Below are 24,175 nucleotides of genomic sequence, written 5' to 3'. Positions count from 1 at the left end.
GTTCAGCCCTGGTTCTGCTCGGTCAACCGTTGCACCGCCAGCCGCCGGTAATGAGAAGGGGTCATGCCCTTGAGTTGCTGGAAGCGCCGGTTGAAATTGGAAATATTGTTGAAACCCGATTCAAAGCACACGTCCGTCACCGGTTTGTCGCCATCGGCCAGCAGCTCGCAGGATTTGCTGATGCGCAGGCGATTGACGAATTCGATGAAGCAGCGCCCGGTGGCTTGCTTGAAAACCCGGCTGAAATAGGTGGGTTTCATGCCCAGGTGCTCGGCCACTTCCTCCAGGGGTAATTCGCGGGCGTAGTGGGCGAAAATGTAATCCACCGCGCGGTTGGTACGGTCAATGCTGTGCTCGTCCGCCGCCTGCGTGGAGGTGGCGCCTGAAAGCAGTTGGTAGTCGTCGCAGCTCGCCAGCAATTCCATGAGGATGAAAAAATAGCCCAGTCGGCTCATGCCCTGGGAATCGGCAATGCGCTGCATGAGTATCATCGCCTGGCGGACGGTGCGCTTGCAGCGGAACTCGATGCCGTATTGGGCCCGTTCCAGCAGCGGCGCCAGGGTCTTGAGTTCGGCAAATACCTGGTTGCCGCTTTCGAACAGCTCATCGGTGAAATTCACCAGCATGTCACGCTTGGGCACCACTTCATCCTCCTCCACCTGGCTGATCCAGTTGTGGGGCAGGTTGGGGCCGGTGAGGAACAGCGACTGAGGGGAAAAGTTGCCGATGTAATCGCCGATGAAGACCTTGCCCGAACTCGCGACGATCAGGTGCAGCTCGTATTCCTTGTGGAAATGCCAGCGTACCAGCGGGCAGGGGAAACCGTGCTGGCGGTAGATGATGGACAGGCCGTTATGATCGTCCATCAACTCGTAGGAAGGGTCGGTGACTCTGGCTGTGCGGGTCATGTGCCTGGCGCTTTTGTTGTTATCGCCGCTGGATAATGCCCCCTTCGCCGTCCGGGTTCCAGCCCTGGCGAACGAAGGCTGGCTCAGCTGTTGCGGTTCTTTTCCTCGATCCATTGGGACATGTACTGGGTGCTCTTGTGCTGATGGTGGCGCAGCATGCTGCCGAGGAAGTTGTCCCGGCGGCGTCGTGCCAGGTCGGCGCGGCAGGCGTTGAGGCTGTCGATCAGCGCAGGAGCGTGGACCTGCCGACGGAAACGCTCCGCCAGCAAGGCCAGCCCCGCCTCTTGGGCATGGGCCCAGCGGGCCGGGTCGGTATACAACTGCACGGCGGCGTTGGCGATGTCCTCGGCGCTCTGTGCGATCTCACCGGGCCAGGGCATTGCGCCATGCATGGCTTCGGCGCCGATGGGCGTGGTGACGCTGGGTGTGCCGCAGAGCATGGCTTCGATCAGCTTGCCCTTGATGCCGGCGCCGAAACGCAGCGGCGCCAGGCAGATACGCGCCGCGGACATGACCTGCAAGGCATCCTCGGCCCAGTTCATGATATGAAAGCCCTGGGTCGGGTTGTGCAGCGCTGCGGCCTTGGGCGGCGTGTAGGCGCCGTAGAGATGCAGCTGGGCGCCGGGCAACCGTTGGCGAATCAATGGCCACACTGCGTTTTTCATCCAGAGCACGGCGTCCCAGTTCGGTGCGTGGCGGAAATTGCCGATGCTGAGGAAATGCGCCCGATCATCGAAGGGCACGAACGGTTCGGTGGGCAGGTCCAGCATCAACGGACACCAGAGCAGCAACTCGCGGGGCACCTTGAAGTGTTCAACCAGCAGCTCGATCTCGAATTCGGAGACCATCAGGTTCAAGTCGCAACGCAACAGGGCGGCGATCTCACGCTTGGCCATGTCAGTGTCGGCCATCAGCTCGAACTCCTCGCGCAGGGCCGGGGCGAACAGATCGCGGAAATCCTGGCAGGCCTCGTCGACTTTCAAGCGATCCTTCAGGCGCTGATGCCGGGCATGACGCAGGCTCTGCAAGTCCGATGTTTCCAGCACTCGCAGGGCGTCGGGGCAGTGTTTTTCCACCCGCCAGCCAAACTGTTCTTCCATCATGAACTGATCGAACAGGACGATATCTGGCGCCAGCTCGTTGATGAAAGCGTCGAAACTGCTGTTGTTGAGCTCGATCGGTACTTCCCGGATGCCCAGGCCGATCAGGTCGGCGCGGTTTTCACCGGGCTTGGCGGGGCTGCTGAAGGTGATGTCCCAGCCTTGTCCGACAAAGGCTTCCAGCAGTTGCATGACATGCCCACCCGCCGCCGATGAGCGTGGCTCGGGCCAGACATAGCCGATAACCAGGACTTTGGTGGTGGGGTGAGGCATGGCGGGTAATCCTTGGAGCGTTTCAGGCGCAGTCGGCGCGCGGGGCGCCGATAGTGACCAAGAATGCGCCTGGGCTCAAGAAAGAATCCTTTTGACCTTGTCGCGCAATTGATCAATGGAGAACGGTTTGCCAATCACGTTCATGCCTTCCGGCACGTCGATGCTTTCGGCGTAGCCGCTGGCGAACAGGATAGGAAGGCCGGGGCGTACGCTGCGTGCTTCTTTGGCGAGTTCGCGACCGTCCATGATCGGCATGTTGACGTCGGTCATCATCAGATCGATGGAGCGGTCCGTATCTTTCAACAGCGCCAGCGCCTCTTCGCAACCTTCTGCCTCCAACACCTTGTATTCCAGCTCTTCCAGCACATCGACAATCAACATGCGCACGATGCTGTCGTCTTCGACTACCAGAATGGTGGGAGGGGTGACAGGAGCGGGGACGGACATAATAGACTTCTCGGAAGATGGAATCGGGAGGGCATGGTAAAGAACCGGCCGTATGCTTGAGTAAGTCGCGAGGCGGCACAAGTTCCCGAACTTGTACAAGAAAGGATCTATAGTACAAGAGCTGACAAGGATAGTCGCATCCTTGAGACCCAGGCTAACGGCCTGGGTATTTGCGTCCTGGACTTGTCGGAAGTGTGGATCCAACCCGTGTTTTTGGGCAAACTCCACGGTTTTCAACTATTCACCAGGGCCATTTCCAATGCCTCTTTCGTCTTCGGTCGACGAGCACAGTTTTCGCAAGCTCCTGAGCCGCAATATCAGCCTGCCCCTGGGCATGGGCGCCCTCAGCGCCGTGTTTTTCATTGCGTTGATCACGTACCTGCTGTCGGTGATCCAGTGGGTCGGGCACACCGATCGGGTCCTCAACAACGTCAACGACGCCATGAAGCTGAGCGTGGACCTTGAAACCGGCATGCGCGGCTATTTGTTGAGCGGCGACGAGCACTTTCTCGATCCCTACGAGGTGGCCAAGCCGCGCATCGCGGTGGCACTGGATACATTGTTGGAACTGACAGCCGACAATCCCGTGCAGACTGACCGTCTGCACAAGATCCAGGCGCTCCAGGTGGAATGGGGCAACTACGCCCAGAGCATGATCGATCTGCAACGCAGCAGCGGTGATTACCGAGGCGCTGTAAAGGCCGGGCGCGGCAAGCGATTGACCGACGAGATACGCAAGACCTTCGAGGACGTCGTCGAAACCGAACAGCAACTGCGCGCACAGCGCAACGAGCAAGTGCGCACCACGACGGTCTGGAGTATCTCGCTGTACTTGCTGTTTGTCGTGGCCGTCAGTGGGCTATTGGCCTACGTTGGTCGCCGGGACCTGTTGAACCTGTCGCGCAGCTATAGCGCGACCCTCCAGGTCCAGCAGCAGAGCGCCGCCCACCTGGAAAAACAAGCGTGGCTGCGCAACGGGCAGACTCAGTTGGCCGAGCAGGTCCTGGGGCAACTGACCCTGAACCTGCTCGGCCGCAACATCCTGCAGTTCTGCGCGCAATACCTGGACACCGTGGTCGCGGCACTTTATGCGCGAGAAGAAAACGGCGTCCTCCGGCGCGTCGCTACCTACGGCATGTCCCGGGAGGATGACGAGCAGCAACAGGTCATCATCGACGGCGAAGGCATCGTCGGACAGGCCGTGCGGCAAGGCCGCGTCATTCGTCTTGATGATGTCCCGGGCGACTACCTGAAAGTCAGTTCCGGGCTCGGCAAGGGGCGACCCAACTGCGTGCTGGTGGTGCCGACCCGTGACGACGACCGGATCAATGGTGTCGTCGAGTTGGGCTTCCTGCGACCCTTGACCGAGCGGGACATCGAATTGCTGGAGCTGGTGGCCGGCAACATTGGCACCTCCATCGAAGCGGCTCGTTATCGCCAGCGCCTGCAAGAAGTATTGGCCGAGACCCAGCAGTTGAACGAAGAGCTGCAAGTGCAGCAGGAAGAGCTCAAGACCGCGAACGAGGAATTGGAAGAGCAGTCGCGCATCCTCAAGGAATCCCAGGCGCACCTGGAAGCCCAGCAACAGGAGTTGGAACAGACCAACGAGCAGTTGGCCGAACAGCGCGACGCCATGGATCAGAAGAACAGCGAGCTGAACCTGGCCCAGATCCAGTTGCAGGAGCGCGCCGAAGAGCTGCAGCGTTCGAGCAAGTACAAGTCCGAGTTCCTGGCCAACATGTCCCATGAACTGCGCACCCCGCTGAACAGCTCGTTGATCTTGTCCAAGTTGCTGGCGGAAAACCCCCACAAGAACCTCAGCGAAGAGCAGGTCAAGTTCGCTGAGTCGATCTACTCCGCCGGCAATGACCTGCTGAATCTGATCAACGACATTCTCGATATCTCCAAGGTCGAGGCCGGAAAGCTGGAGGTGCGCCCGGAAAACACCGGCGTTGCGCGCCTGGTGGAAGGGCTGCGCGATCTGTTCACGCCGTTGGCGAGGGAGAAAGGCCTGGACTTCGACGTGCAGGTGCAGCCCGATGCGCCGGCGATGCTGTACACCGATCGCCAGCGCCTGGAACAGGTGCTCAAGAACCTGTTGTCGAATGCGGTGAAGTTCACCGAACACGGCTCTGTCCGGCTCAACGTGGCGGGCCAGCCGGGTGGCGGCATCGCGTTCATGGTCCGCGACTCGGGGATTGGTATCGCCGCCGACCAGCAGCAGAGCATCTTCGAGGCGTTCCGCCAGGCCGACGGCACCACCAATCGCCGTTACGGCGGCACGGGGCTGGGGCTGTCGATTTCCCGGGACCTGGCGATTTTGTTGGGCGGTTCCATCTCGGTGACCAGCGCGCCAGGGCAGGGCAGTGAGTTCACGCTGGCAATGCCTGGGCGCTACGTTGAACCCGGGGACCACCCTATCGCGCCGATGACGTTCAGCCCGCCGGCAGCGTCGCCGACACCGGTCCAGGCGCCCGCACCCGCGCCGGCGCCGTTGGTCGCCGAGGTGGAGGCGCCTGTCCCGCAATTCGCTGATGACCGCGAGAAGGCGCCTTTCGACAGCCGTTGCATCCTGGTCATCGAAGACGAGCCCAAGTTTGCCCGGATCCTGTTCGACCTGGCCCACGAGCTCGGCTATCAATGCCTGGTGGCCCACGGTGCCGACGAAGGGTTTGACCTGGCCTCACGGCTCAGCCCCGACGCGATCCTGCTGGACATGCGCCTGCCGGACCATTCCGGGCTGACGGTGCTGCAACGTCTCAAGGAACAGGCTGCCACCCGGCACATCCCGGTGCATGTCATTTCCGTCGAGGACCGCGTCGAAGCCGCGATGCACATGGGCGCCATCGGTTACGCCGTCAAGCCGACCACCCGCGAGGAGCTCAAGGACGTGTTCGCGCGCCTGGAGGCCAAGCTGACCCAGAAGGTCAAGCGGGTGCTGCTGGTGGAAGACGATGACCTGCAGCGCGACAGCATTACTCGCCTGATCGGCGACGAAGACATCGAGATCACCGCCGTCGGCCTCGCCCAGCAAGCCCTGGATCTGCTGCGCGACAACGTCTATGACTGCATGATCATCGACCTCAAGCTGCCAGACATGCTCGGTAACGATCTGCTCAAGCGCATGTCCACCGAAGAGATCTGTTCGTTCCCGCCCGTGATCGTCTACACCGGGCGCAACCTGACGCGCGATGAAGAAGCCGAGCTGCGCAAGTATTCGCGCTCGATCATCATCAAGGGCGCACGTTCGCCGGAGCGCCTGCTGGACGAAGTGACACTCTTTCTGCACAAAGTCGAATCCAGGCTGTCACATGAACGGCAGCGGATGCTTCAGACTGCCCGCAGCCGCGACAAGGTTTTCGAAGGCCGCAAGGTGCTGTTGGTGGATGACGATGTGCGCAACATCTTTGCCCTGACCAGCGCCCTGGAGGCGAAAGGCGCGATCGTGGTCATCGGTCGTAACGGCTACGAGGCGATCGAACGCCTGAATGAAGTCGAGGACATCGACCTGGTGCTGATGGACGTGATGATGCCCGAGATGGATGGCTTTGAAGCCACCACGCTGATCCGCAAGGACCCACGCTGGCAGAAACTGCCCATCATCGCGGTGACGGCCAAGGCCATGAAAGATGACCAGGAGCGGTGCCTGGCGGCCGGCTCCAACGATTACCTGGCCAAGCCGATCGACCTGGATCGCCTGTTTTCACTGATTCGCGTGTGGTTGCCGAATATGGAAAGAATTTAGTGGAACGTAACACTGACATTGAACTTCGTCTGTTGATCGAAGCGATCTACCTGAAGTACAGCTACGACTTCCGTGATTACTCCGGCGCTTCCATCAAGCGCCGGGTCCTGCATGCGTTGAGCCAGTTCGATTGCAAGACCATCTCGGCGCTGCAGGAGCGGGTGCTGCATGATCCGGGGGCCTTCATGCAATTGCTGCAACTGCTGACGATTCCCGTCAGCGAGATGTTCCGCGACCCCTCGCATTTCCTGGCGATCCGCGAGGAAGTGGTGCCGCTGCTCAAGACCTATCCCTCGATCAAGATCTGGATCGCCGGCTGCAGCACCGGGGAAGAGGTCTACTCCATGGCGATCCTGCTGCGCGAGGAGGGGCTGCTGGAGCGCACGCTCATCTACGCGACGGACATCAATCCGCGGTCGTTGGAAAAGGCCAAGCAAGGCATTTTCTCCTTGGAAAACGTCAGGGCCTACACGCAAAACTATCAGCGGGCGGGAGGCCGGCAGTCATTTGCCGATTACTACACCGCCGCCTACGATTACGCCATGTTCGATAAAACCTTGTGCCAGAACGTGACGTTTGCCGACCACAGCCTGGCGACCGATAGCGTTTTCTCGGAAACACAGTTAATTTCCTGTCGTAACGTATTGATATATTTCAATAAAAAACTGCAAGATCGTGCCTTCGGCTTGTTCCACGAATCCCTCTGCCATCGTGGTTTCCTGGTGTTGGGCAGCAAGGAAACGCTGGATTTTTCGGTGTTTGGCAAGCAATTTGAACCGTTGGTCAAACAGGAACGGATCTATCGCAAGTTATGAAATCAATGACGGACAGGTCCAGGCCCGCGATCGAGGCCATTGTCGTCGGCGCGTCTGCCGGCGGCGTCGAAGCGCTGCTGAAAGTGTTCAGCCGATTGCGCCCAGGGTTCAGCTTGCCAATCCTGGTGGTGTTGCATCTGCCGGACGAGCGTCATAGCCAACTGGCCCAAGTATTCGGTCATCGCCTCGCGGTACCGGTGGAGGAAGCCCGGGACAAACAGGACATCGTGCCCGGAACCTTATACGTTGCGACGCCCGGTTATCACCTGTCGATCGAGGCTGACCGTAGCCTGTCCTTGAGCCTGGAAGAACCGGTGCACCACTCTCGCCCCTCCATTGATGTGTTGTTCGAGTCGGCCGCCGATGTCTATGGCGGTCATTTGCTGGCAGTCGTGCTGACCGGTGCCAATAGCGATGGTGCACGGGGCCTGGCCAAGGTCAAGGCGCTGGGTGGCATCACGGTTGTCCAGGACCCGGAGGAGGCGCAGGTCCCAACCATGCCCGAAGCGGCACTTACCTTGCACGAGCCCGACCACATCCTCACTTTGCAGGGCATCGGCCAATTGCTGGCCGGCCTGGAATGAATCACATGCCAAGAGATATTCAAGCCAAACTGCTGATCGTCGATGATCTGCCTGAGAATCTGTTGGCCCTGGAAGCGTTGATCAAACGCGACGACCGTCAGGTCTATAAAGCGTTGTCGGCGGACGAAGCATTGTCCCTGCTGTTGCAACATGATTTTGCCCTGGCAATCATCGACGTACAGATGCCGGGCATGAACGGTTTCGAACTGGCCGAGCTGATGCGCGGCACGGAAAAGACCCGCAGTATCCCGATCATCTTCGTCAGCGCCGCCGGCCGCGAGCGCAACTACGCCTTCACTGGCTACGAGAATGGCGCGGTGGATTTCCTGCACAAGCCACTGGACAACCATGCGGTCAAAAGCAAGGTCAACGTATTCGTCGAGCTTTATCGCCAGCGCAAGGCGATGAAGGAGCAGGTGATTGCCCTCGAGCAGAGCCGTCGGGAGCAGGAGCAACTGCTTCAGCAACTGCAAGCCACCCGCAGCGAGCTCGAACAGGCGGTGCGCATGCGTGACGACTTCATGTCGATCGTCGCCCATGAGGTGCGTACGCCGCTCAACGGGCTGATCCTGGAAACGCAGTTGCGCAAGATGCACCTGGCCCGGGACAACGCCGCGGCGTTCACCCTGGACAAGGTGAAGGCGATGGTCGAGCGTGACGAGCGCCAGATCAAGAGCCTGATCCGCTTGATCGAAGACATGCTGGACGTGTCGCGGATTCGCACCGGCAAACTGTCCATCCGTCCGACTCGCTTCAACTTGACGGCGCTGGTGCAGAACCTGCTGCATAACTTCCAGCCGCAGATCGCCGCCGCCGAATGCACGGTGACCTGTACCGCCGAATCATCGGTGGAAGGGCATTGGGATGAGTTTCGCATCGAGCAGGTGGTTTCGAACCTTTTGACCAACGCGTTGCGCTATGGCAGCAAGAGTCCGATCGAGGTGCGGGTCTACCAGACGCCCGATCATGCCTGCGTCGAAGTCCAGGACCATGGCATCGGCATCAGCGAAGAGAACCAGGCGCGCATTTTCCAGCAATTCGAACGGGTGTCATCCAAGGCTGCCGCGACGGGCCTGGGGTTGGGGCTGTTCATCTCCGAGCAGATCGTCACCGCCCACGGCGGTATCATCACGGTCAATAGTCGCCTCAACGAAGGGGCGTTATTCCGCGTTTGTCTGCCTTTTCAGAAAACTGGCGAACGGACGCAACCTCTGAGCGACCCCAAGGTCGTATCAGCAGCTATTGATCCAACAAAGGCTTCTCATGAGTGAAGATGCGCAAGACGTTGTACTGATCGTCGAGGATGACCCATCGATCCTGATGGTGCTGTCGGCCTACTTGTCCGGCGAGGGTTATCGGGTGTTGCAAGCCGAAAACGGTGAGCAGGCGTTCGAGATCCTGGCGAGCAAGCCTCATCTGGACATGATGATCACTGACTTCCGCTTGCCCGGTGGCATTTCCGGGGTGCAGATTGCTGAGCCTGCGGTGAGGTTGCGTCCGGACTTGAAGGTTATTTTCATCAGTGGTTATGCGCAGGAAGTGCGTGAGACTGACAGTCCGATTACGCGCAAGGCGCCGATTTTGGACAAGCCGTTTGATTTGGATGTGTTGCAGGGCATTATGCAGGGGATGTTGTCTTAGTTCTTTTGGTGCGGGTTGCGTATAGCCATTTCTGCGGTAACAGCTGATTGAGTACATATCCGTTTCTGCGGTAACGGCCGCTGGCGGTTCCGCCCTTACGGCGGGTCACTTTTTTCAGACGCCAAAAAAGTAACCAAAAAGGCTTTGCCCCACCACTCGGTGCCTCGCCTAGGCTCGGCATGCCCTCACTCCGGCCTTGCTCCGTGGGCCCGCCGCGATGGGCCATCCATGGCCCTGCGCGGCTATCCCGGCATCCATGCCGGGATGCCCACTCCACAAGGCCTGCGTTCGGCCAGCGTGGTTTTACGGGGCGCCAAGATCAAGATCAAAAGCAAAAGCAAAAGCAAAGCAAGTCCGCTTCCACACTGGATTTCCAGCAGCCACAGCACTGATGTGGACCAGATTCCCTGTGGGAGCGAGCTTGCTCGCGAAGAGGCCAGCACATCCAACATCATTATCGACTGTTCCATCGCCTTCGCGAGCAGGCTCGCTCCCACAGGGGGGGACGCGATCATCAAAGAGCCCGGCCGGCCTCAAACCTTGATCATCTCCCGCACCTTCGCCGTCAGCAGATCAAACGTAAACGGCTTGGTGATCATCTGCATGCCCGAATCCAGGAAGCCACCGCGCACCGCCGCGTGTTCAGCGTAACCGGTGATGAACAGCACCTTGAGATCGGGGCGGATCTGGCGGCCGATTTCCGCCAGTTGCCGGCCATTCATGCCAGGCAAGCCCACGTCGCTGATCAGCAGGTCGATGCGCTGGCTAGACTGCAGGATCGGCATCGCGCCGTTGGCGTCGCCGGCTTCGACGAAGGCGTAGCCCAACTCGCTCAGCACCGCGCTGACCAGGACACGCACCGCCGGGTCGTCCTCGACGATCAGCACGGTTTCGCCATCTTGCGCATAAGGCGCCTGTTGGGCGTGGACCGGTGGTTCGTCTATTTCTTCGCCAATGAAGCGTGGCAGGTAGAGATTCACGGTCGTGCCTTTGCCGACCTCGCTGTCGATGGTCACGTGGCCGCGTGACTGTTTGCTGAAACCATAGATCATCGACAGCCCCAGCCCGGTGCCCTGGCCGATGGGTTTGGTGGTGAAGAACGGGTCGAATGCACGATTGATCACCGCTTCGGGCATGCCGCAACCGGTGTCCTGCACGCTCAGCACGACGTAGTCACCGGGCTCCAGGTTGGTATAGGCGTCGGTGAAGCCGGTGTCCAGGTATTGATTGAAGGTCTGCACCACCAGTTTGCCGCCGTCGGGCATGGCGTCGCGGGCGTTGAGGACCAGGTTGAGCAGGGCGCTTTCCAGTTGGTTGGGGTCGGCTTCGGCGATCCAGAGTTGTTCGTCCAGGCGCATTTCCAGGCCGATGCTCTCATTGAGGCTGCGTTGCAGCAGCTCGCCCATGGACAGCACCAGGGTATTCATCTGCACGGCCTTGGAGTCCAGCGATTGCCGCCGGGAGAATGCCAGCAGTCGGTGGGTCAGGCCGGCCGCCCGATTCGCCGACGTCACGCCCAGGTCGATCAGGCTGTCGAGGTCTTCGGTGCGACCGCGGGCCAGGCGTCGGCGCAGCAGTTCGAGACTGCCGATGATGCCGGTGAGCATGTTGTTGAAGTCATGGGCGATGCCGCCGGTGAGCTGGCCGACCGCTTCCATTTTCTGCGATTGGCGCAAGGCTTCCTCGTTGTGACGCAATTGGGCGGTGCGCTCCTCGACTTGCTGCTCAAGGGTTTCAAGGGTGTTCTGCAGGCGCAGCTCACTGTTGCTGAGGTCGATCAGGCGGTCCCGTGCGTCATATTGCCTTCGACGCCCGCGCAAGGCCGTGGTGACCAGGCTGACCAGCGTCACCGGGTGGAAGGGCCGTTCCAGGAACGTCACGTTGCCCAACTGGGTGCCGATGCGTGCCACCGGGTTTTGCTCCGGTCCGCCATGATGCGTCAGCAGGACGATGGGCAGATCGGACCAGGCCGGTTGCTGTTCGATGTACTGGAACAGGGTTTCCAGGTCCGGCCCGACCAGGGCCTCCGAGGAAATCACCAGCAGGCCTGCGCCGTGCTCCAATTCCTCACACAAATGTCCCAAGTGACTGCAGACAAGGCCGCTGAAACCGGCTTCCTTGAGAATCATCAGGGCAATCTGGCTGTCCCGTCCCAGCGGCGCGAGAATCAGCGCCCGCTCGAACAAGGGTTCGGCCGACGTCACTGGGAATCATCCTCGAGCAGCGGATTATCCGCTCCCATATAAGTCGGTACTCCACGCAATACACCCTGGAATGCTTCCAGCGGCTCGCCAATGGTCATCCCCAGCTTGCTGATGCGGTATTCACGAATCGTCGATTCATGGCTGCCGGTCCGTTTCTTGATGATGGAAACCGCTCGGCGAACCTTGCCCAGCGCCTCGAAGTAGCGCAACAGGATGACGGTGTCGGCCAGGTAGGTGATATCCACCGGCGCCTGCATGTCGCCTACCAACCCGTGCTGCGCAACCGTCATGAACGTCGCCGCGCCCTTGCGGTTCAGGTAAAGCAGCAGCTCATGCATGTGCAGGACCAGGGCGTTTTCTTCCGGCATGGCGGCCTGGTAGCCGTTGATGCTGTCGATGACGACGGTCTTGATGTTCGCGTCATTGACGCAACGCCGTACCCGATGGGAGAACTCACCGGGAGACAGCTCGGCGGCGTCGACTTGCTCGATCAGCAAGTTGCCGGTCTTTTGCAGCTCCAGCAGGTCGATGCCGATATTCTTCATCCGCTCGAACAGCAAACCCAGCTCTTCATCGAAAATGAACAGCGCGGCTTTTTCGCCGCGATGTACTGCCGCCGCTGCGAAGATAAGGGAAATCAATGATTTGCCGGTACCGGCCGGGCCCAGGATCAGCGTGCTTGAGCCGGTCTCGATACCGCCACCCAAGAGGGCGTCCATTTCCGCGATGCCGCTGGAGAGTTGTTGGCGAACGTATTGGCCTCGATGTTCGGCGGCCACCAGGCGAGGGAAGACATGCACGCCGTCGCCCATGATCGTGAAGTCATGGTAGCCGCCCCGGTATTTCTGCCCGCGGTATTTCACCACCCGGAGTCGGCGTCGTTCGGCACCGTAGTTCGGGGTCAGTTCTTCGAGGCGGATGACACCGTGAGCCACGCTGTGCACGGTCTTGTCGAGGGACTCGGTGGTCAGGTCATCGAGCAGAAGCACGGTAGCGTCGTAGCGCACGAAGTAATGCTTGATCGCGAGGATCTGTCGGCGATAGCGCAGGGAGCTTTGCGCCAGGAGACGGATCTCCGAGAGGCTGTCCAGCACGACTCGAGTCGGCTTGAATCGCTCGACCACTTCGAAGATCTGCCGGGTCGCTTCTCCCAGCTCCAGGTCCGAGGAGTACAGCAGGCTTTGCTGGTGTTCGGCGTTGAGCAGGCTCTCGGGTGGGGTCAGCTCGAAAATGTGGATATTTTCATCCAACGTCCAACCGTGGGAGGCTGCGCCCTGGCGCAATTCACGCTCGGTTTCCGACAGCGTGATGTACAACGAGCGCTCGCCGGCTTCGGCGCCGGCCAGCAGGAAGTGCAACGCGACCGTGGTCTTACCAGTGCCCGGTTCTCCCTCAAGGAGGAACACGTGGCCTCGGGACAAACCACCGGAAAGAACATCGTCCAGTCCTTCGATACCGGTGGCGGCTTTTGCGCTGATCAACTCGTTAGATGTAGTCAAAAATAACCCTCTCATGACTAGGGAAGTGGGCAGCAGGCGGGGGAGCGCCTGAAATGAAACTGCCTGAACACTTGACCTTTGACAGTGATGGCGGTTCCGCTTTCTTTGACAGAACGTGTACTGCTGCACAACTTTCCGAGCGCGCTTCCTTGGCTATAAACCCTGCTGTATCGCCGGGTCATCAGGGTTCAATTGTTCCAGCTGGGCCAACAGGACCTGGACGTGCTGCAACTGACCGGTTTCCTTCCAATAATTGATCAGCAACACCCGCGCGTTGCGGTCGGCGGGGTTGCGCTGGACGATTTCCTGCAGTTGTTTCTGCGCGGCTTCCACTTCCTGCTCGGCGTGCAGGGTGGTCGCCAAGTCGTAGCGATATTGCCTGTTGTCAGGTTCCAGTTCCACGGCCTTCGCCAAGCCTAGCACTGCATATTCACTCTGGCCGTGCTGCAGCAGCCACATCCCCAGCGCATGTTGCAGGTAAGCCGATGCGGGTTGGGTTTGCAACTCCCGGGCGAGCAATCGACGTGCAGCTTCCCCCTGGCCTTGTTTGTCCAGCACGTCGACCTGCATGACCAGCGCCGGCAGGTTGCCCGGTTGTAACTTCAGCACCTGTTCCAGCGCCTGCTGGGCTTTTTTCAGCTCGGCGTTGTGCGCATACAGCCGGGCGAGCTGATAGAGGGATTCGGGGGAGGGTGGATCGTCGTTCAATACCTGCTTCCAAGTATCGACGGCGATCTGCATCGCTCCGAAATACAGGCCCAGTTCGTCGGGCGACAGGCCCAGCAATGCGTTCACGGCGGCGAATCGGACGTCCGGCTCGTTGTCATCCAGGAGCGGGCCTAGCAACAGGCTGCGCTGGGCGTTTGGCACCAGTCCGACGATGCTGCCGATGGCCGCGCGGCGCACGTCCGGCGATTCGCTTTGCAGATCCGCCTGGGCCAGTTTCAACGCCTGGGGGCTTGGGTAGTTGGACAGTTCCGCGTGCAGCCGGACACGGCGCTTGGGCGACAAGTCCGGCCGTCCCAATTGCTGATACAACATTCGCGCGGCACCAGGCTGGCCATTGCGGGCGTGTTCCAGGGCTTCGCTGTAGCCGCGCTTGATGGCCTCGGGGATCTGCGGTGTGGTGCTGCGCAGCCATATCGCGACGAGACCGATCGCCAATACAACGGCAAGACTGAAAAGCACATAGCGGCGAGACGAAGGCATGCAGGTAATCCATAACCAGAAGCGCGAAATGTCGCAAGCTTCGGTCAGGCGGCGGCTTGAGTCAAACCTTGTAACAGCAGTCATGAACCTGTGGGAGCGAGCTTGCTCGCGATGGCGTCGGATCAGTGAGGTAGATATTGACTGACACACTGCTATCGCGAGCAAGCTCGCTCCCACAAAGGGCGTTTCCACAGCGGGCCTTGGGCGATAAACAAAAAAAGCCCCGCGTCCGAATGAGACGCGGGGCAAACAATTGGTTGGTTGCGGCCAACCAAAGGAGCTCGGTTGGGAAGGGGGTTATCAGTTGCTGGCGACGGTTTCCGGTTGCCAGCCGCCGCCCAGGGCCTTGTAGATTGCGACGATGCCGCGATACAGGTCCACTTCGGCCTGGGCCTGGCTGTCTTCGGCGGCCAGGCGTTCACGTTGGGCGTCGAGCAGCACGAGGAAGTCCTCGGTGCCTTCGCGGTAGCGAATCTCGGCCAGGTCGGCGGCGGCGCGGCTCGATTCGCTCTGGCGGATCAGCGAGATCAAGCGTTGCTGACGTTTGCCGTAGTCGCTGAAGGCGTTTTCCGATTCTTCCAGGGCCAGCAACACTTGCTGTTCATAGTTCGCCAGGGCGCCATCCGCTTCGGCGTTGGCACCACGCAAGCGAGCGCGCACGCTGCCCAGGTCAAAAGCGGCCCAGGTAATGCTCGGGCCCAGTGCCCAGGCGTTGGCCGCGGATGAGCCGATCTGCGAGCCGCGTCCGGCGGTAAAACCGAGGAAACCGCTCAGGCTGACCCGCGGGAACAGGTCGGCCTTGGCCACGCCGATGCGCGCCGTGGCCGCAGCCAGTTGACGCTCGGCACTGAGAATGTCGGGACGGCGTTGCAACAATTGTCCCGGATCGCCAATGGGCAGAGCCTTGGCAATGGCCGGCAGCTGTCTAGGGCTCAAATCCACCGTCAACTTGTCCGGGCGCTCGCCCAGCAAGGTCGCGATGCGGTTGCGTTGACGGGCCTGTTCGGCCTGCAATTGCGGCACGCTGGCTTCCACTGCGGCCAGGCGGGCATCGGCGCGCACCACATCGAGTTGATCGCCGACGCCGGCTTCGCGCAGGCTTTCGGTGATCTTGCGCGACTCCTGCTGGTTCTGCAGGTTCGCCAGGGCGATTTTCTCCCGCAGTTGCGCGCCGCGCAGTTGGCCGTAGGCGTCCACCAGCTCGGCGATCATGGTCACCTGCAGTTGGTAGAGATCGGCCTCGGCGGCTTGCTGGTCGGCATCGGTCGCTTCCAGGTTGCGCCGGATGCGTCCGAACAAGTCCAGTTCCCAGGCCATGTCCAGGCCCAGGTCGTAACGCTCGGAGTTGACCCGGTCGTCCGTCTGGCCCATCGGGTTCTGGCCTTTGCCGATGTTGCTGCTGGCGCGGCTGGTAATGGTCGGCATGACGTCGTTGCTGGCGTCGTCGCGAATCGCCCGGGCGGCCCGCAGGCGGGCGAAGGCCACGCGCAACTCACGGTTGCCTTCCAGCGAACGGGTCACCAGCGCATTGAGGGTCGGGTCGTCGAATTGCTGCCACCAGACGCCTTCGAAGCGGGCGCGGTCGAAGTTCTTCTGGCCGGCGGCGCCGTCGGTAGCGGTGGTGACGTTCGCCGCCTCCGTTTGTGGCGCCTTGTAGTCCGGGCCCACGGCACAGGCGCTTAACGCCAACACCAGCAAGCTCGGCAGGAACGCTTTCACACTCATTGTTGCGCCTCCAGTTTCAAGGCACGGGCCGCCTTGCGGGCCTCGCTGCGCTCGACGAAGTTACGGATCAAGACGTAGAACACTGGGGTGAGCAGCAGGCCGAAGAAGGTTACGCCAAGCATCCCGGAGAACACCGCGACACCCATGGCATGGCGCATTTCGGCACCGGCGCCGCTGGAGAACACCAGGGGCACCACGCCCATGATGAAGGCGAACGACGTCATCAGGATCGGCCGCAGACGCAGGCGGCAAGCTTCCAATACGGCTGCCAGCGGGTTCAGGCCTTCAAGCTGCTTGTCCTTGGCGAACTCGACGATGAGGATCGCGTTCTTACAGGCAAGTCCCACCAGTACGATCAAGCCGATCTGGGTAAAGATGTTGTTGTCGCCACCGGACAGAATCACCCCGGTGATCGCCGACAACAGGGTCATCGGCACGATCAGAATCACCGCCAACGGCAGGCTCCAGCTTTCGTATTGCGCCGCGAGCACCAGGAACGCCAGCAATACGCAGAGCGGGAACACGAACAGCGCGGTGTTGCCCGAGAGAATCTGCTGGTAGGTCAGGTCGGTCCACTCATAGGTCATGCCGTTGGGCAGTTCGTCCTTGAGCAGTTTCTCGATGGCTTTCTCGGCCTGGCCGGAGCTGTAGCCCGGGGCGGCGGCACCGTTGATTTCAGCGGTGATGAAGCCGTTGTAGTGCATCACGCGGTCCGGGCCCGAGGTGTCGCTGACCTTGATGAAGGTCGCCAGCGGGATCATCTCGCCACGGTTGTTGCGCACCTTGAGCTGGCCGATCTGGTCCGATTCGAGGCGGAACTGTTGCTCGGCCTGGACGTTGACCTGATAGGTGCGGCCAAAGCGGTTGAAGTCGTTGGCATACAGCGAACCCAGGTAGATCTGCAGGGTGTCGAAGATGTCGCTGACGGCCACGCCGTGGGTCTTGGCTTTTTCACGGTCGATGGCGGCATCGACCTGCGGCACGTTCACGGTGTAGCTGGTGAACAAACCGGCCAGTTCCGGCACGCTGCGGCTCTTGGTGATGATGTTCATGGTTTCTTTGTACAGCTCGTCGTAGCCCAGGTTGCCCCGGTCTTCGATTTGCAGGCGGAAACCACCGATCGTGCCCAGCCCTTGTACCGGCGGCGGCGGGAAGATCGCCATGTAGGCTTCCTGGATTTCCGAATATTTGCCGTTCAACGCACCGGCGATGGCGCCGGCCGACATGCTCGGGTCCTTGCGCTCGTCAAAGGGCTTCAGGGTGACGAACACGATGCCGGCGTTCGGGCTGTTGGTGAAACCGTTGATCGACAGGCCGGGGAAGGCCACCGCGCTTTCAACACCCGGTTGCTTGAGGGCCAGGTCCGACATGCGCTTGATCACGTCTTCGGTGCGGTCCAGGCTCGCGGCGTCCGGCAGTTGGGCGAAGGCCACCAGGTATTGCTTGTCCTGGCCGGGCACGAAGCCGGTCGGCGTGGTGGAGAAACCGAAGAAGGTCAGCACCATCAGGCCAGCGTAGAGCACCAGGGCGATGCCGCTGCTGCGGATCACTCGAGCGACCGTGCCCACGTAGCCATGGCTGGCACGTTCGAAGAAACGGTTGAACGGACGGAACAGCCAGCCACCAAAAATCTTGTCCAGGAACTTGGAGAAACGGTCCTTGGGCGCGTCATGGCCTTTGAGCAACACCGCGGCCAGGGCCGGCGACAGGGTCAGGGAGTTGACTGCCGAGATCACCGTGGAGATAGCAATGGTCAGGGCGAACTGTTTATAGAACTGACCCGTCAGGCCACTGATGAACGCCGCCGGAACGAAGACCGCGCACAGCACCAGGGCGGTGGCGATGATCGGGCCGGTCACTTCGCCCATGGCGCGCTTGGTCGCCTCCACGGGGGTGAGTCCCAATTCGATATTTCGCTCGACGTTCTCCACCACCACGATGGCGTCGTCCACCACGATACCGATCGCCAGTACCAGGCCGAACAGCGACAAGGCGTTCAATGAGAAGCCGAACAAGTGCATGACCGCGAATGTACCGATCAGCGACACCGGTACGGCGACCAGCGGGATGATCGAGGCGCGCCAGGTCTGCAGGAACAGGATGACCACCAGCACCACGAGGATCAGCGCTTCGAACAGGGTGTGGACCACCGCTTCGATGGAGCCACGAACGAAGATCGTCGGGTCATAGACGATGCTGTAGTCCATGCCGGCCGGGAAGCCTTTCTTCAGCTCGTCCATTTTCGCGCGCACATCGTTGGAAATCTGGATGGCGTTGGAGCCTGGACGCTGGAAGATCGGGATTGCCACTGCCGGTTGATTATCGAGCAGCGAGCGCAGGGCGTATTGGCTGGAACCCAGCTCTACCCGTGCGATGTCCTTCAGGCGGGTGATTTCACCGTTGGCGCCGGAACGAATGATGATGTTCTCGAACTCTTCTTCGTTTACCAGGCGACCCTGGGTGTTGACCGACAGCTGGAACGCCGTGGCGTTAGGGGCTGGCGGCGCACCCAGGGCACCGGCGGCAACCTGGCGGTTCTGCTCGCGGATCGCCGTGACCACGTCGGTGGCGGTCAGGTTGCGCGAAGCGGTCTTGTTCGGATCCAGCCAGACTCGCAGGGAGTAGTCGCCCATGCCGAACAGCTGCACGTCACCCACGCCACCCAGGCGCGCCAGCTCATCCTTGATATTGAGCAAGGCGTAGTTGGACAGGTAGAGCATGTCGTAGCGTTTGTCCGGCGAGGTCAAGTGCACGACCATGGTCAGGTCGGGCGATGCCTTGTCCACCGTGATACCGATGCGGGTCACTTCCTCCGGCAACTTGGGCTCGGTGCGGGTGACGCGGTTCTGCACTTGCACCTGGGCGTTGTCCAGGTCGGTGCCCAGGGCGAAGGTGATGGTCAGGGTGATCTTGCCGTCAGCAGTCGACTGCGAGGACATGTAGAGCATGTTCTCGACGCCGGTGATGGCTTGTTCCAGGGGCGCGGCAACGGTTTCGCCGATGACCTTGGGGTTGGCGCCCGGGAAGTTGGCGCGCACGACCACGGTCGGCGGCACGACTTCCGGGTATTCGCTGATCGGCAACTGGAACAGCGAAATGGCGCCGGCGATCAGGATCAACAGCGAGAGCACCGCTGCGAAGATCGGCCGCGAAATGAAGAACTGGGAAAATTTCATCTTGGATTCAGTCCCTTAACCGCGTGGGGACGCAGAGGCCAGTTTGCCTGCCGAGCTGGACGCTGCCTTGGACGGCGCGACTTGTGGCAGGTTGCTGGCTTCGAGCGCTTTACGTTGTTGTGCCAGGGCGGCGAGGGTTTGCTCGCTGGCCATCGGCACGGTTTCAGGCGTGACCGGCGAACCCGGACGGGCCCGTTGCAGCCCCTTGACGATGATGGTGTCTTCCTTGTTCAAGCCGTTGCGAACGATGCGCAGGCCTTCGATCTTCGGACCCAGCTCGACGGCGCGGTAGGCAGGCTTGTTCTCGGCGTCCATCACCAGGACGAATTTCTTGCCCAAGTCGGTGCCCACGGCTTCGTCGTTGATCAGCACGGCGGAATAGGTGCCGCTGCCCACCAGTTTCAACCGAGCGTAGAGGCCAGGGGTGTAGGCGCCGTCCTTGTTGTCGAACACCGCGCGACCACGGATGGTGCCGGTTTGCGGGTTGACCTGGTTGTCGACGAAGTTCATCTGGCCCAGGTGCGGGTTGCCCTCTTCGTTGGACAGGCCCATGTAGACCGGCGTGGCCTGGCCGCGCTGGCCCTGGCGGGCGAGTTGGGTGTACTTGAGGAACACGCGTTCGTCGGCGTCGAAATAGGCGTAGACCTTGTCGGTGGACACCACGCTGGTCAGCGGCGTGACATCGGCGGTCACCAGGTTGCCAGCGGTGATTTCCGCCCGGCTGACACGACCGTTGATGGGCGAGGTGACCCGGGTAAAGCTCAGGTTCAGCTTGGCCAGGTCCAACTGCGCCTGGATGCCCGCCACGGCAGCGCGGGCTTCCTGGGCGGCGGTGGTGCGCGAATCCGCCAATTCAGCGGAAATCGCATTGCTCAAGCGCAGGCGTTCGCCACGCTGGGCTTCGTTCTCGCTGCGAGTCGCGGTGGCGCGGGCCTGGGCCAGTTGGGCTTCGAGACGACGCACTTCAGCCTGGAAGGGGCGAGGGTCGATCTGGAACAGCAGGTCGCCTTTCTTGACCAGCGCGCCTTCGGTGAAGGCGACTTCATCGATCTGCCCCGAGACACGTGGGCGAATCTCGACGGTTTCCGGTGCTTCGAGGCGCCCGGTGAACTCATCCCATTCGTTGACGGGCTGCTCCAGTACCTTGGCCACACTGACTTTGGCCGCCGGCATGGAAGCTGCCGTTTCGGGGGTCTTGCCGCAAGCGCTGATCACCAGCACCGCCAACAGTGCGAGGGGAAAGCGCAATTTAGAAAGTGAATGTTCCATGGATAGCATCCGCCAAGTGTATTGAGATGGGCGGATGATGCGTGTCGAGGCGCAGAGGAACGAATCGAATGAAACAAAGGTAACTATCATTCGGAATGATATAAGCCATCGATGAGCCCTCTAGTCCGGGGCTTTCGTTAGTAGGCTATCAATTTGGCTGATGTCTCGTCAGGTTGGCCTTGTCATTTGTCACGGCAAGTAAATGTCATGGATTCGCTTGATTTCGCCTTCTTTGCGAAGGGCCTCCACGGCCCCCCGCAAGTCTTCGACGATTTTGGGCGAGCACTGCCGTGAACAGGCGAGGTAAAGCTCGGCGCTGCTGCCAACCGAACTCATCAGCAATTTGCGCTTGGACACTTTCGGCCAGATATAGCGGCTCTCGGGAACACCGTTGAACCAGGCATCGATACGCCCCATCAGCAGCAGTTGAGCGGGATTGTCGCCAATGGCCAGGGGGTAGATCTGCTCATCGCTGAAGCCCTCGGCACGCAGGATATCCTCTTGCGCGCTGCCGAGGCCGACCCCGATCTTGCGGTAGGTTTCTCTCGCTTGGGCGAAGCTGTTCACTCGCCGGTCAAGGCTGAAGAAGGCACGCTCCATGGGCATGATCGAAGCGATCCAGGTGAAACGATCCTCACGGGAGGGAATGCGCGAAAGAGGGGTGATCAGGTAGTCATGTTCCTCGCTGACGTGCTTTTGCGCCCGGGCCCAGGGCAATACATGGATTTTGACCGCGTAGCCGGCCTTGGCCATGGCCGCCACGGCAACATCGCCAGCAATCCCGTGGCCCCTGGGGTCGTCGACGAATGTCAGCGGAGGCGCATCGGGGATATGCAGCTCCAGCTCCAACGGCTCACCGCCCGCATGAGTCATGACCAACAGCGGCATCAATAGACAAAGCCCGCATAGCGCTTTGATGGGCAGATTCGAAACGCGCTTGCTTGGGGTCATGATGGGGACTTCAGGCATTGAAAAATAATGTGCCCATTCTACGGGGCGGCGCCGTAAACAGGTGCTTCAGGCCTATGTTATGTGATGCAGCACACCCAAAAGTGGTTCGCCGCGTTCGTTTCGTCCGGACACGTCATCTGTTACGTCGGCCTGACTGCGTGTCTATGAAAGGTATAGATCATTTGGGCGACAAAAGCCTGGGCCTTTGTGATCGGTCTTTCAAAATGGAGACCTCGAAGAATGTTTAAAGTCGCGTTGTTCCTAATCTCGCGTCTGTAATTCTTTTCCTACATAAGTTGTTTGTTGGAGTATTGCGCGTTCATTTCGCGTTCATTTCGCGTTTTTTGTAAGTTTTTTCTGTAGGGCCCCGTCCGCCTTTTTGTGAGCCTATTCCTTTTTATTCAAAGGGGTGGATTTAAGCTATCCGGCGTTGTATTTCGTCGCTACATTAAGACGGCGAAAAGCGTGAATGCAGGATGCGGGATGCAGGGTGAAGAGCAACGAAGATGTTCAATCATTGCCTGCCAACATTTCAAAGGAGCAAGTATGGCATCGTACAGTTTTCAAAATGAAGTGCCCAAAAGCAGGGTCAATATCAAACTCGATCTACACACTGGGGGCGCACAGAAAAAAGTTGAATTGCCGCTGAAGCTGATGGTGATGGGGGACTACAGTAACGGCAAGGAGCAGCGCCCGTTATCGGAGAGGGGGAAGGTCAATATCGATAAACACAACGTCGACAACGTCCTTGAGGAATTCTCCCCCCGCCTGGCATTCGCTGCGCGCAACACGCTGACGGGTGATGGGGCGGATATGTCGGTTGAACTGAGTTTTCAACGGATGAAGGATTTTGAGCCGGAGCAAGTGGCCCGCCAGATTCCGCAGTTACGGGCGCTGTTGGCCATGCGCAACCTGTTACGCGACCTTAAGTCGAACCTGCTGGACAACATGACCTTCCGTCACGAATTGGAGCGCATCCTCCAGGATGAAGCCCTCAGTGATGAACTCCGAACTGAGCTGGCGGCATTGGCGCCAAAAGAAGTCCGCTAATTCATTTCGCCGGCAGGCCATAAGAGTAACTATATATGTCTACTGAAAGTTCTAACGTGCAATCGCGCGGCGCTACAGTGTTGGCTGAAGACAAGGGCGTTTATGCGGCGCTGTTCAGCAAGATAAATTTGAACCCTGTCGCTGAGCTGGGAAGTATCGAAACTTTCCAGCACGCCGAGGCGTTGTCCGAGGCATCGGTTGATGAACGGGTCACTGCCGCTGTCAGTGTGTTCCTGAAGTTGCTCAAGGAATCACCGCAGAAAGTGGAGCGATTGGACAAAGTGCTCCTCGACGAGCATATCGCTTCGCTGGACACGCAGATCAGTCGTCAACTCGATGCGGTCATGCATCACCCGGACTTCCAACGCGTCGAATCAACCTGGCGCGGCGTCAAGTCCTTGATCGACCAGACGGATTTTCGCCAGAACGTGCGCATCGAATTGCTGGATATCAGCAAGACTGACCTGGTGCGGGATTTTGAAGACGCCCCCGAAATCGCCCAGAGCGGTTTGTACCTGCACACCTACACCCGCGAATACGACACGCCAGGCGGGGAGCCAATCGCGGCCGCCATTTCCAATTACGAATTCGATCGCAGCCCGCAGGACATTGCCTTGCTGCGCAATATTTCGAAAGTGGCCGCGGCGGCGCACATGCCCTTTATCGGTTCGGTGGGGCCGGCATTCTTTGGCAAGCAATCCATGGAGGAGGTGGCCGCCATCAAGGACATCGGCAATTACTTCGATCGAGCCGAGTACATCAAGTGGAAGGCCTTCCGTGACAGTGACGATGCGCGTTACGTCGGCCTGACCATGCCGCGGGTCCTGGGGCGCCTGCCCTATGGGCCGGATACGATTCCCGTGCGCAGCTTCAACTACGTCGAAAGCGTCAAGGGCCCTGATCACGACAAGTATTTGTGGACCAACGCGTCCTTCGCGTTTGCCGCCAACATGGTCAAGAGCTTTATCGCCAATGGTTGGTGCGTGCAGATTCGTGGGCCTCAGTCGGGGGGCGCGGTCACGGACCTGCCGATCCACTTGTATGACCTGGGTACCGGCAACCAGGTCAAGATTCCTTCGGAGGTGATGATCCCGGAAACCCGCGAGTTCGAATTCGCCAATCTCGGCTTCATTCCCCTGTCGTATTACAAGAACCGCGACTACGCCTGTTTCTTCTCCGCCAGTTCAGCCCAGAAGCCTGCGTTGTACGACACGCCGGATGCCACCGCCAACAGCCGCATCAATGCGCGCCTGCCTTATATCTTCCTGCTCTCGCGCATTGCCCATTACCTGAAATTGATCCAGCGCGAAAACATCGGGACCACCAAGGACCGTCGCTTGCTGGAGTTGGAACTCAATAAATGGATCGGCGGGCTGGTGACCGAAATGACCGATCCCGGCGATGCCCTGCAGGCCTCGCACCCCCTGCGTGATGCCAAGGTGACGGTGGAAGACATCGAGGACAACCCTGGTTTCTTCCGGGTCAAGTTGTACGCCGTGCCGCACTTTCAGGTGGAGGGCATGGACGTCAACCTGTCGCTGGTTTCGCAAATGCCCAAGGCGAAAGCCTGACTTAATCC

17 protein-coding genes are annotated in these 24,175 nt (G+C 60.1%); 7 read left to right on the top strand and 10 right to left on the bottom strand.

All coding sequences use genetic code 11. The features are described 5' to 3' along the window. Nucleotides 1-2: 2 nt before the first annotated feature. The 3 genes from JMN22_RS12615 to JMN22_RS12605 form a co-directional block, all read right to left on the bottom strand. A complete protein-coding gene (locus JMN22_RS12615) occupies nt 3-908 on the bottom strand; it encodes an AraC family transcriptional regulator (RefSeq protein WP_030142678.1) in 906 nt (301 codons plus the stop codon). Nucleotides 909-991: 83 nt separating this feature from the next. Further along, a complete protein-coding gene (locus JMN22_RS12610; RefSeq protein ID WP_198796945.1) occupies nt 992-2,281 on the bottom strand; it encodes a glycosyltransferase family 4 protein in 1,290 nt (429 codons plus the stop codon). A 75-nt stretch (nt 2,282-2,356) separates the two neighbouring features. Then, complete coding sequence (locus tag JMN22_RS12605; RefSeq protein WP_030142676.1) at nt 2,357-2,728, bottom strand: response regulator; 372 nt, start codon at nt 2,726-2,728, stop codon at nt 2,357-2,359. A 259-nt stretch (nt 2,729-2,987) separates the two neighbouring features. Between JMN22_RS12605 and JMN22_RS12600 the strand changes: the two genes are divergently transcribed. Genes JMN22_RS12600 through JMN22_RS12580 form a run of 5 tightly spaced genes read left to right on the top strand, consistent with a single transcriptional unit; the run spans nt 2,988 to nt 9,513 of the window. After that, the gene (locus JMN22_RS12600) at nt 2,988-6,473 is read left to right on the top strand and encodes a response regulator (protein ID WP_198796944.1); all 3,486 of its coding nucleotides are present in this window, start codon (nt 2,988-2,990) and stop codon (nt 6,471-6,473) included. Next, the gene (locus JMN22_RS12595) at nt 6,473-7,288 is read left to right on the top strand and encodes a CheR family methyltransferase (protein ID WP_030142674.1); all 816 of its coding nucleotides are present in this window, start codon (nt 6,473-6,475) and stop codon (nt 7,286-7,288) included. The genes JMN22_RS12600 and JMN22_RS12595 overlap by 1 nt, the downstream gene beginning before the upstream one ends. Next, nucleotides 7,285-7,872 carry a chemotaxis protein CheB gene (locus tag JMN22_RS12590; RefSeq protein WP_030142673.1) on the top strand — a complete coding sequence of 196 codons (588 nt, stop codon included), beginning with the start codon at nt 7,285-7,287 and terminating at the stop codon, nt 7,870-7,872. Before JMN22_RS12595 ends, JMN22_RS12590 begins: the two co-directional genes overlap by 4 nt. Nucleotides 7,873-7,877: 5 nt before the next feature. Next, nucleotides 7,878-9,143, top strand: a complete 1,266-nt coding sequence (locus tag JMN22_RS12585; protein ID WP_198796943.1) for a hybrid sensor histidine kinase/response regulator — start codon at nt 7,878-7,880, stop codon at nt 9,141-9,143. Next, nucleotides 9,136-9,513, top strand: a complete 378-nt coding sequence (locus JMN22_RS12580; RefSeq protein WP_030142671.1) for a response regulator — start codon at nt 9,136-9,138, stop codon at nt 9,511-9,513. The genes JMN22_RS12585 and JMN22_RS12580 overlap by 8 nt, the downstream gene beginning before the upstream one ends. Nucleotides 9,514-10,046: 533 nt before the next feature. Here JMN22_RS12580 and JMN22_RS12575 read toward each other — a convergent pair. The 7 genes from JMN22_RS12575 to JMN22_RS12545 all read right to left on the bottom strand — a co-directional run bounded on the left by JMN22_RS12575 (nt 10,047) and on the right by JMN22_RS12545 (nt 21,546). Continuing rightward, nucleotides 10,047-11,717 carry a response regulator gene (locus JMN22_RS12575; protein WP_198796942.1) on the bottom strand — a complete coding sequence of 557 codons (1,671 nt, stop codon included), beginning with the start codon at nt 11,715-11,717 and terminating at the stop codon, nt 10,047-10,049. Continuing rightward, entirely contained in the window at nt 11,714-13,216 is a 1,503-nt protein-coding gene (locus tag JMN22_RS12570; protein WP_030138660.1) for an ATPase domain-containing protein, read from the bottom strand. Before JMN22_RS12570 ends, JMN22_RS12575 begins: the two co-directional genes overlap by 4 nt. Nucleotides 13,217-13,369: 153 nt before the next feature. After that, nucleotides 13,370-14,425: a tetratricopeptide repeat protein gene (locus JMN22_RS12565; RefSeq protein WP_030138661.1), complete on the bottom strand. Its 1,056-nt coding sequence runs from the start codon at nt 14,423-14,425 to the stop codon at nt 13,370-13,372. A gap of 300 nt (nt 14,426-14,725) precedes the next feature. Continuing rightward, a complete protein-coding gene (locus JMN22_RS12560) occupies nt 14,726-16,150 on the bottom strand; it encodes an efflux transporter outer membrane subunit (RefSeq protein WP_030138662.1) in 1,425 nt (474 codons plus the stop codon). Then, entirely contained in the window at nt 16,147-19,326 is a 3,180-nt protein-coding gene (locus JMN22_RS12555) for an efflux RND transporter permease subunit (protein ID WP_030138663.1), read from the bottom strand. Before JMN22_RS12555 ends, JMN22_RS12560 begins: the two co-directional genes overlap by 4 nt. A 15-nt stretch (nt 19,327-19,341) precedes the next feature. Next, nucleotides 19,342-20,595 carry a multidrug efflux RND transporter periplasmic adaptor subunit MexE gene (gene mexE / locus JMN22_RS12550; protein ID WP_198796941.1) on the bottom strand — a complete coding sequence of 418 codons (1,254 nt, stop codon included), beginning with the start codon at nt 20,593-20,595 and terminating at the stop codon, nt 19,342-19,344. A 189-nt stretch (nt 20,596-20,784) separates the two neighbouring features. Next, entirely contained in the window at nt 20,785-21,546 is a 762-nt protein-coding gene (locus JMN22_RS12545; RefSeq protein WP_030138665.1) for a substrate-binding periplasmic protein, read from the bottom strand. A gap of 546 nt (nt 21,547-22,092) precedes the next feature. Here JMN22_RS12545 and tssB point away from each other — a divergent pair. Together tssB and tssC are read left to right on the top strand one after the other, a co-directional pair. After that, complete coding sequence (gene tssB / locus JMN22_RS12540; RefSeq protein ID WP_030138666.1) at nt 22,093-22,596, top strand: type VI secretion system contractile sheath small subunit; 504 nt, start codon at nt 22,093-22,095, stop codon at nt 22,594-22,596. 35 nt (nt 22,597-22,631) lie between these two features. Then, on the top strand, nt 22,632-24,167 hold the full coding sequence (gene tssC, locus JMN22_RS12535; RefSeq protein ID WP_030138667.1) for a type VI secretion system contractile sheath large subunit: 1,536 nt from the start codon (nt 22,632-22,634) through the stop codon (nt 24,165-24,167). The last annotated feature ends 8 nt before the right edge of the window (nt 24,168-24,175 follow it).

This window comes from Pseudomonas sp. HB05 (assembly GCF_016756915.1).
In the GTDB taxonomy this organism is placed as follows: domain Bacteria; phylum Pseudomonadota; class Gammaproteobacteria; order Pseudomonadales; family Pseudomonadaceae; genus Aquipseudomonas; species Aquipseudomonas alvandae.
Note: the sequence above shows the minus strand (reverse complement) of the source record. Positions and strands in the feature narration are given on the sequence as shown.

Bases quoted from the DNA above. Each gene is read 5' to 3' on its own strand.
- JMN22_RS12615 (WP_030142678.1), bottom strand. From the start codon at position 908: ATGACCCGCACAGCCAGAGTCACCGACCCTTCCTACGAGTTGATGGAC.
- JMN22_RS12610 (WP_198796945.1), bottom strand. From the start codon at position 2,281: ATGCCTCACCCCACCACCAAAGTCCTGGTTATCGGCTATGTCTGGCCC.
- JMN22_RS12605 (WP_030142676.1), bottom strand. From the start codon at position 2,728: ATGTCCGTCCCCGCTCCTGTCACCCCTCCCACCATTCTGGTAGTCGAA.
- JMN22_RS12600 (WP_198796944.1), top strand. From the start codon at position 2,988: ATGCCTCTTTCGTCTTCGGTCGACGAGCACAGTTTTCGCAAGCTCCTG.
- JMN22_RS12590 (WP_030142673.1), top strand. From the start codon at position 7,285: ATGAAATCAATGACGGACAGGTCCAGGCCCGCGATCGAGGCCATTGTC.
- JMN22_RS12585 (WP_198796943.1), top strand. From the start codon at position 7,878: ATGCCAAGAGATATTCAAGCCAAACTGCTGATCGTCGATGATCTGCCT.
- JMN22_RS12580 (WP_030142671.1), top strand. From the start codon at position 9,136: ATGAGTGAAGATGCGCAAGACGTTGTACTGATCGTCGAGGATGACCCA.
- JMN22_RS12565 (WP_030138661.1), bottom strand. From the start codon at position 14,425: ATGCCTTCGTCTCGCCGCTATGTGCTTTTCAGTCTTGCCGTTGTATTG.
- JMN22_RS12560 (WP_030138662.1), bottom strand. From the start codon at position 16,150: ATGAGTGTGAAAGCGTTCCTGCCGAGCTTGCTGGTGTTGGCGTTAAGC.
- JMN22_RS12555 (WP_030138663.1), bottom strand. From the start codon at position 19,326: ATGAAATTTTCCCAGTTCTTCATTTCGCGGCCGATCTTCGCAGCGGTG.
- mexE (WP_198796941.1), bottom strand. From the start codon at position 20,595: ATGGAACATTCACTTTCTAAATTGCGCTTTCCCCTCGCACTGTTGGCG.
- JMN22_RS12545 (WP_030138665.1), bottom strand. From the start codon at position 21,546: ATGACCCCAAGCAAGCGCGTTTCGAATCTGCCCATCAAAGCGCTATGC.
- tssB (WP_030138666.1), top strand. From the start codon at position 22,093: ATGGCATCGTACAGTTTTCAAAATGAAGTGCCCAAAAGCAGGGTCAAT.
- tssC (WP_030138667.1), top strand. From the start codon at position 22,632: ATGTCTACTGAAAGTTCTAACGTGCAATCGCGCGGCGCTACAGTGTTG.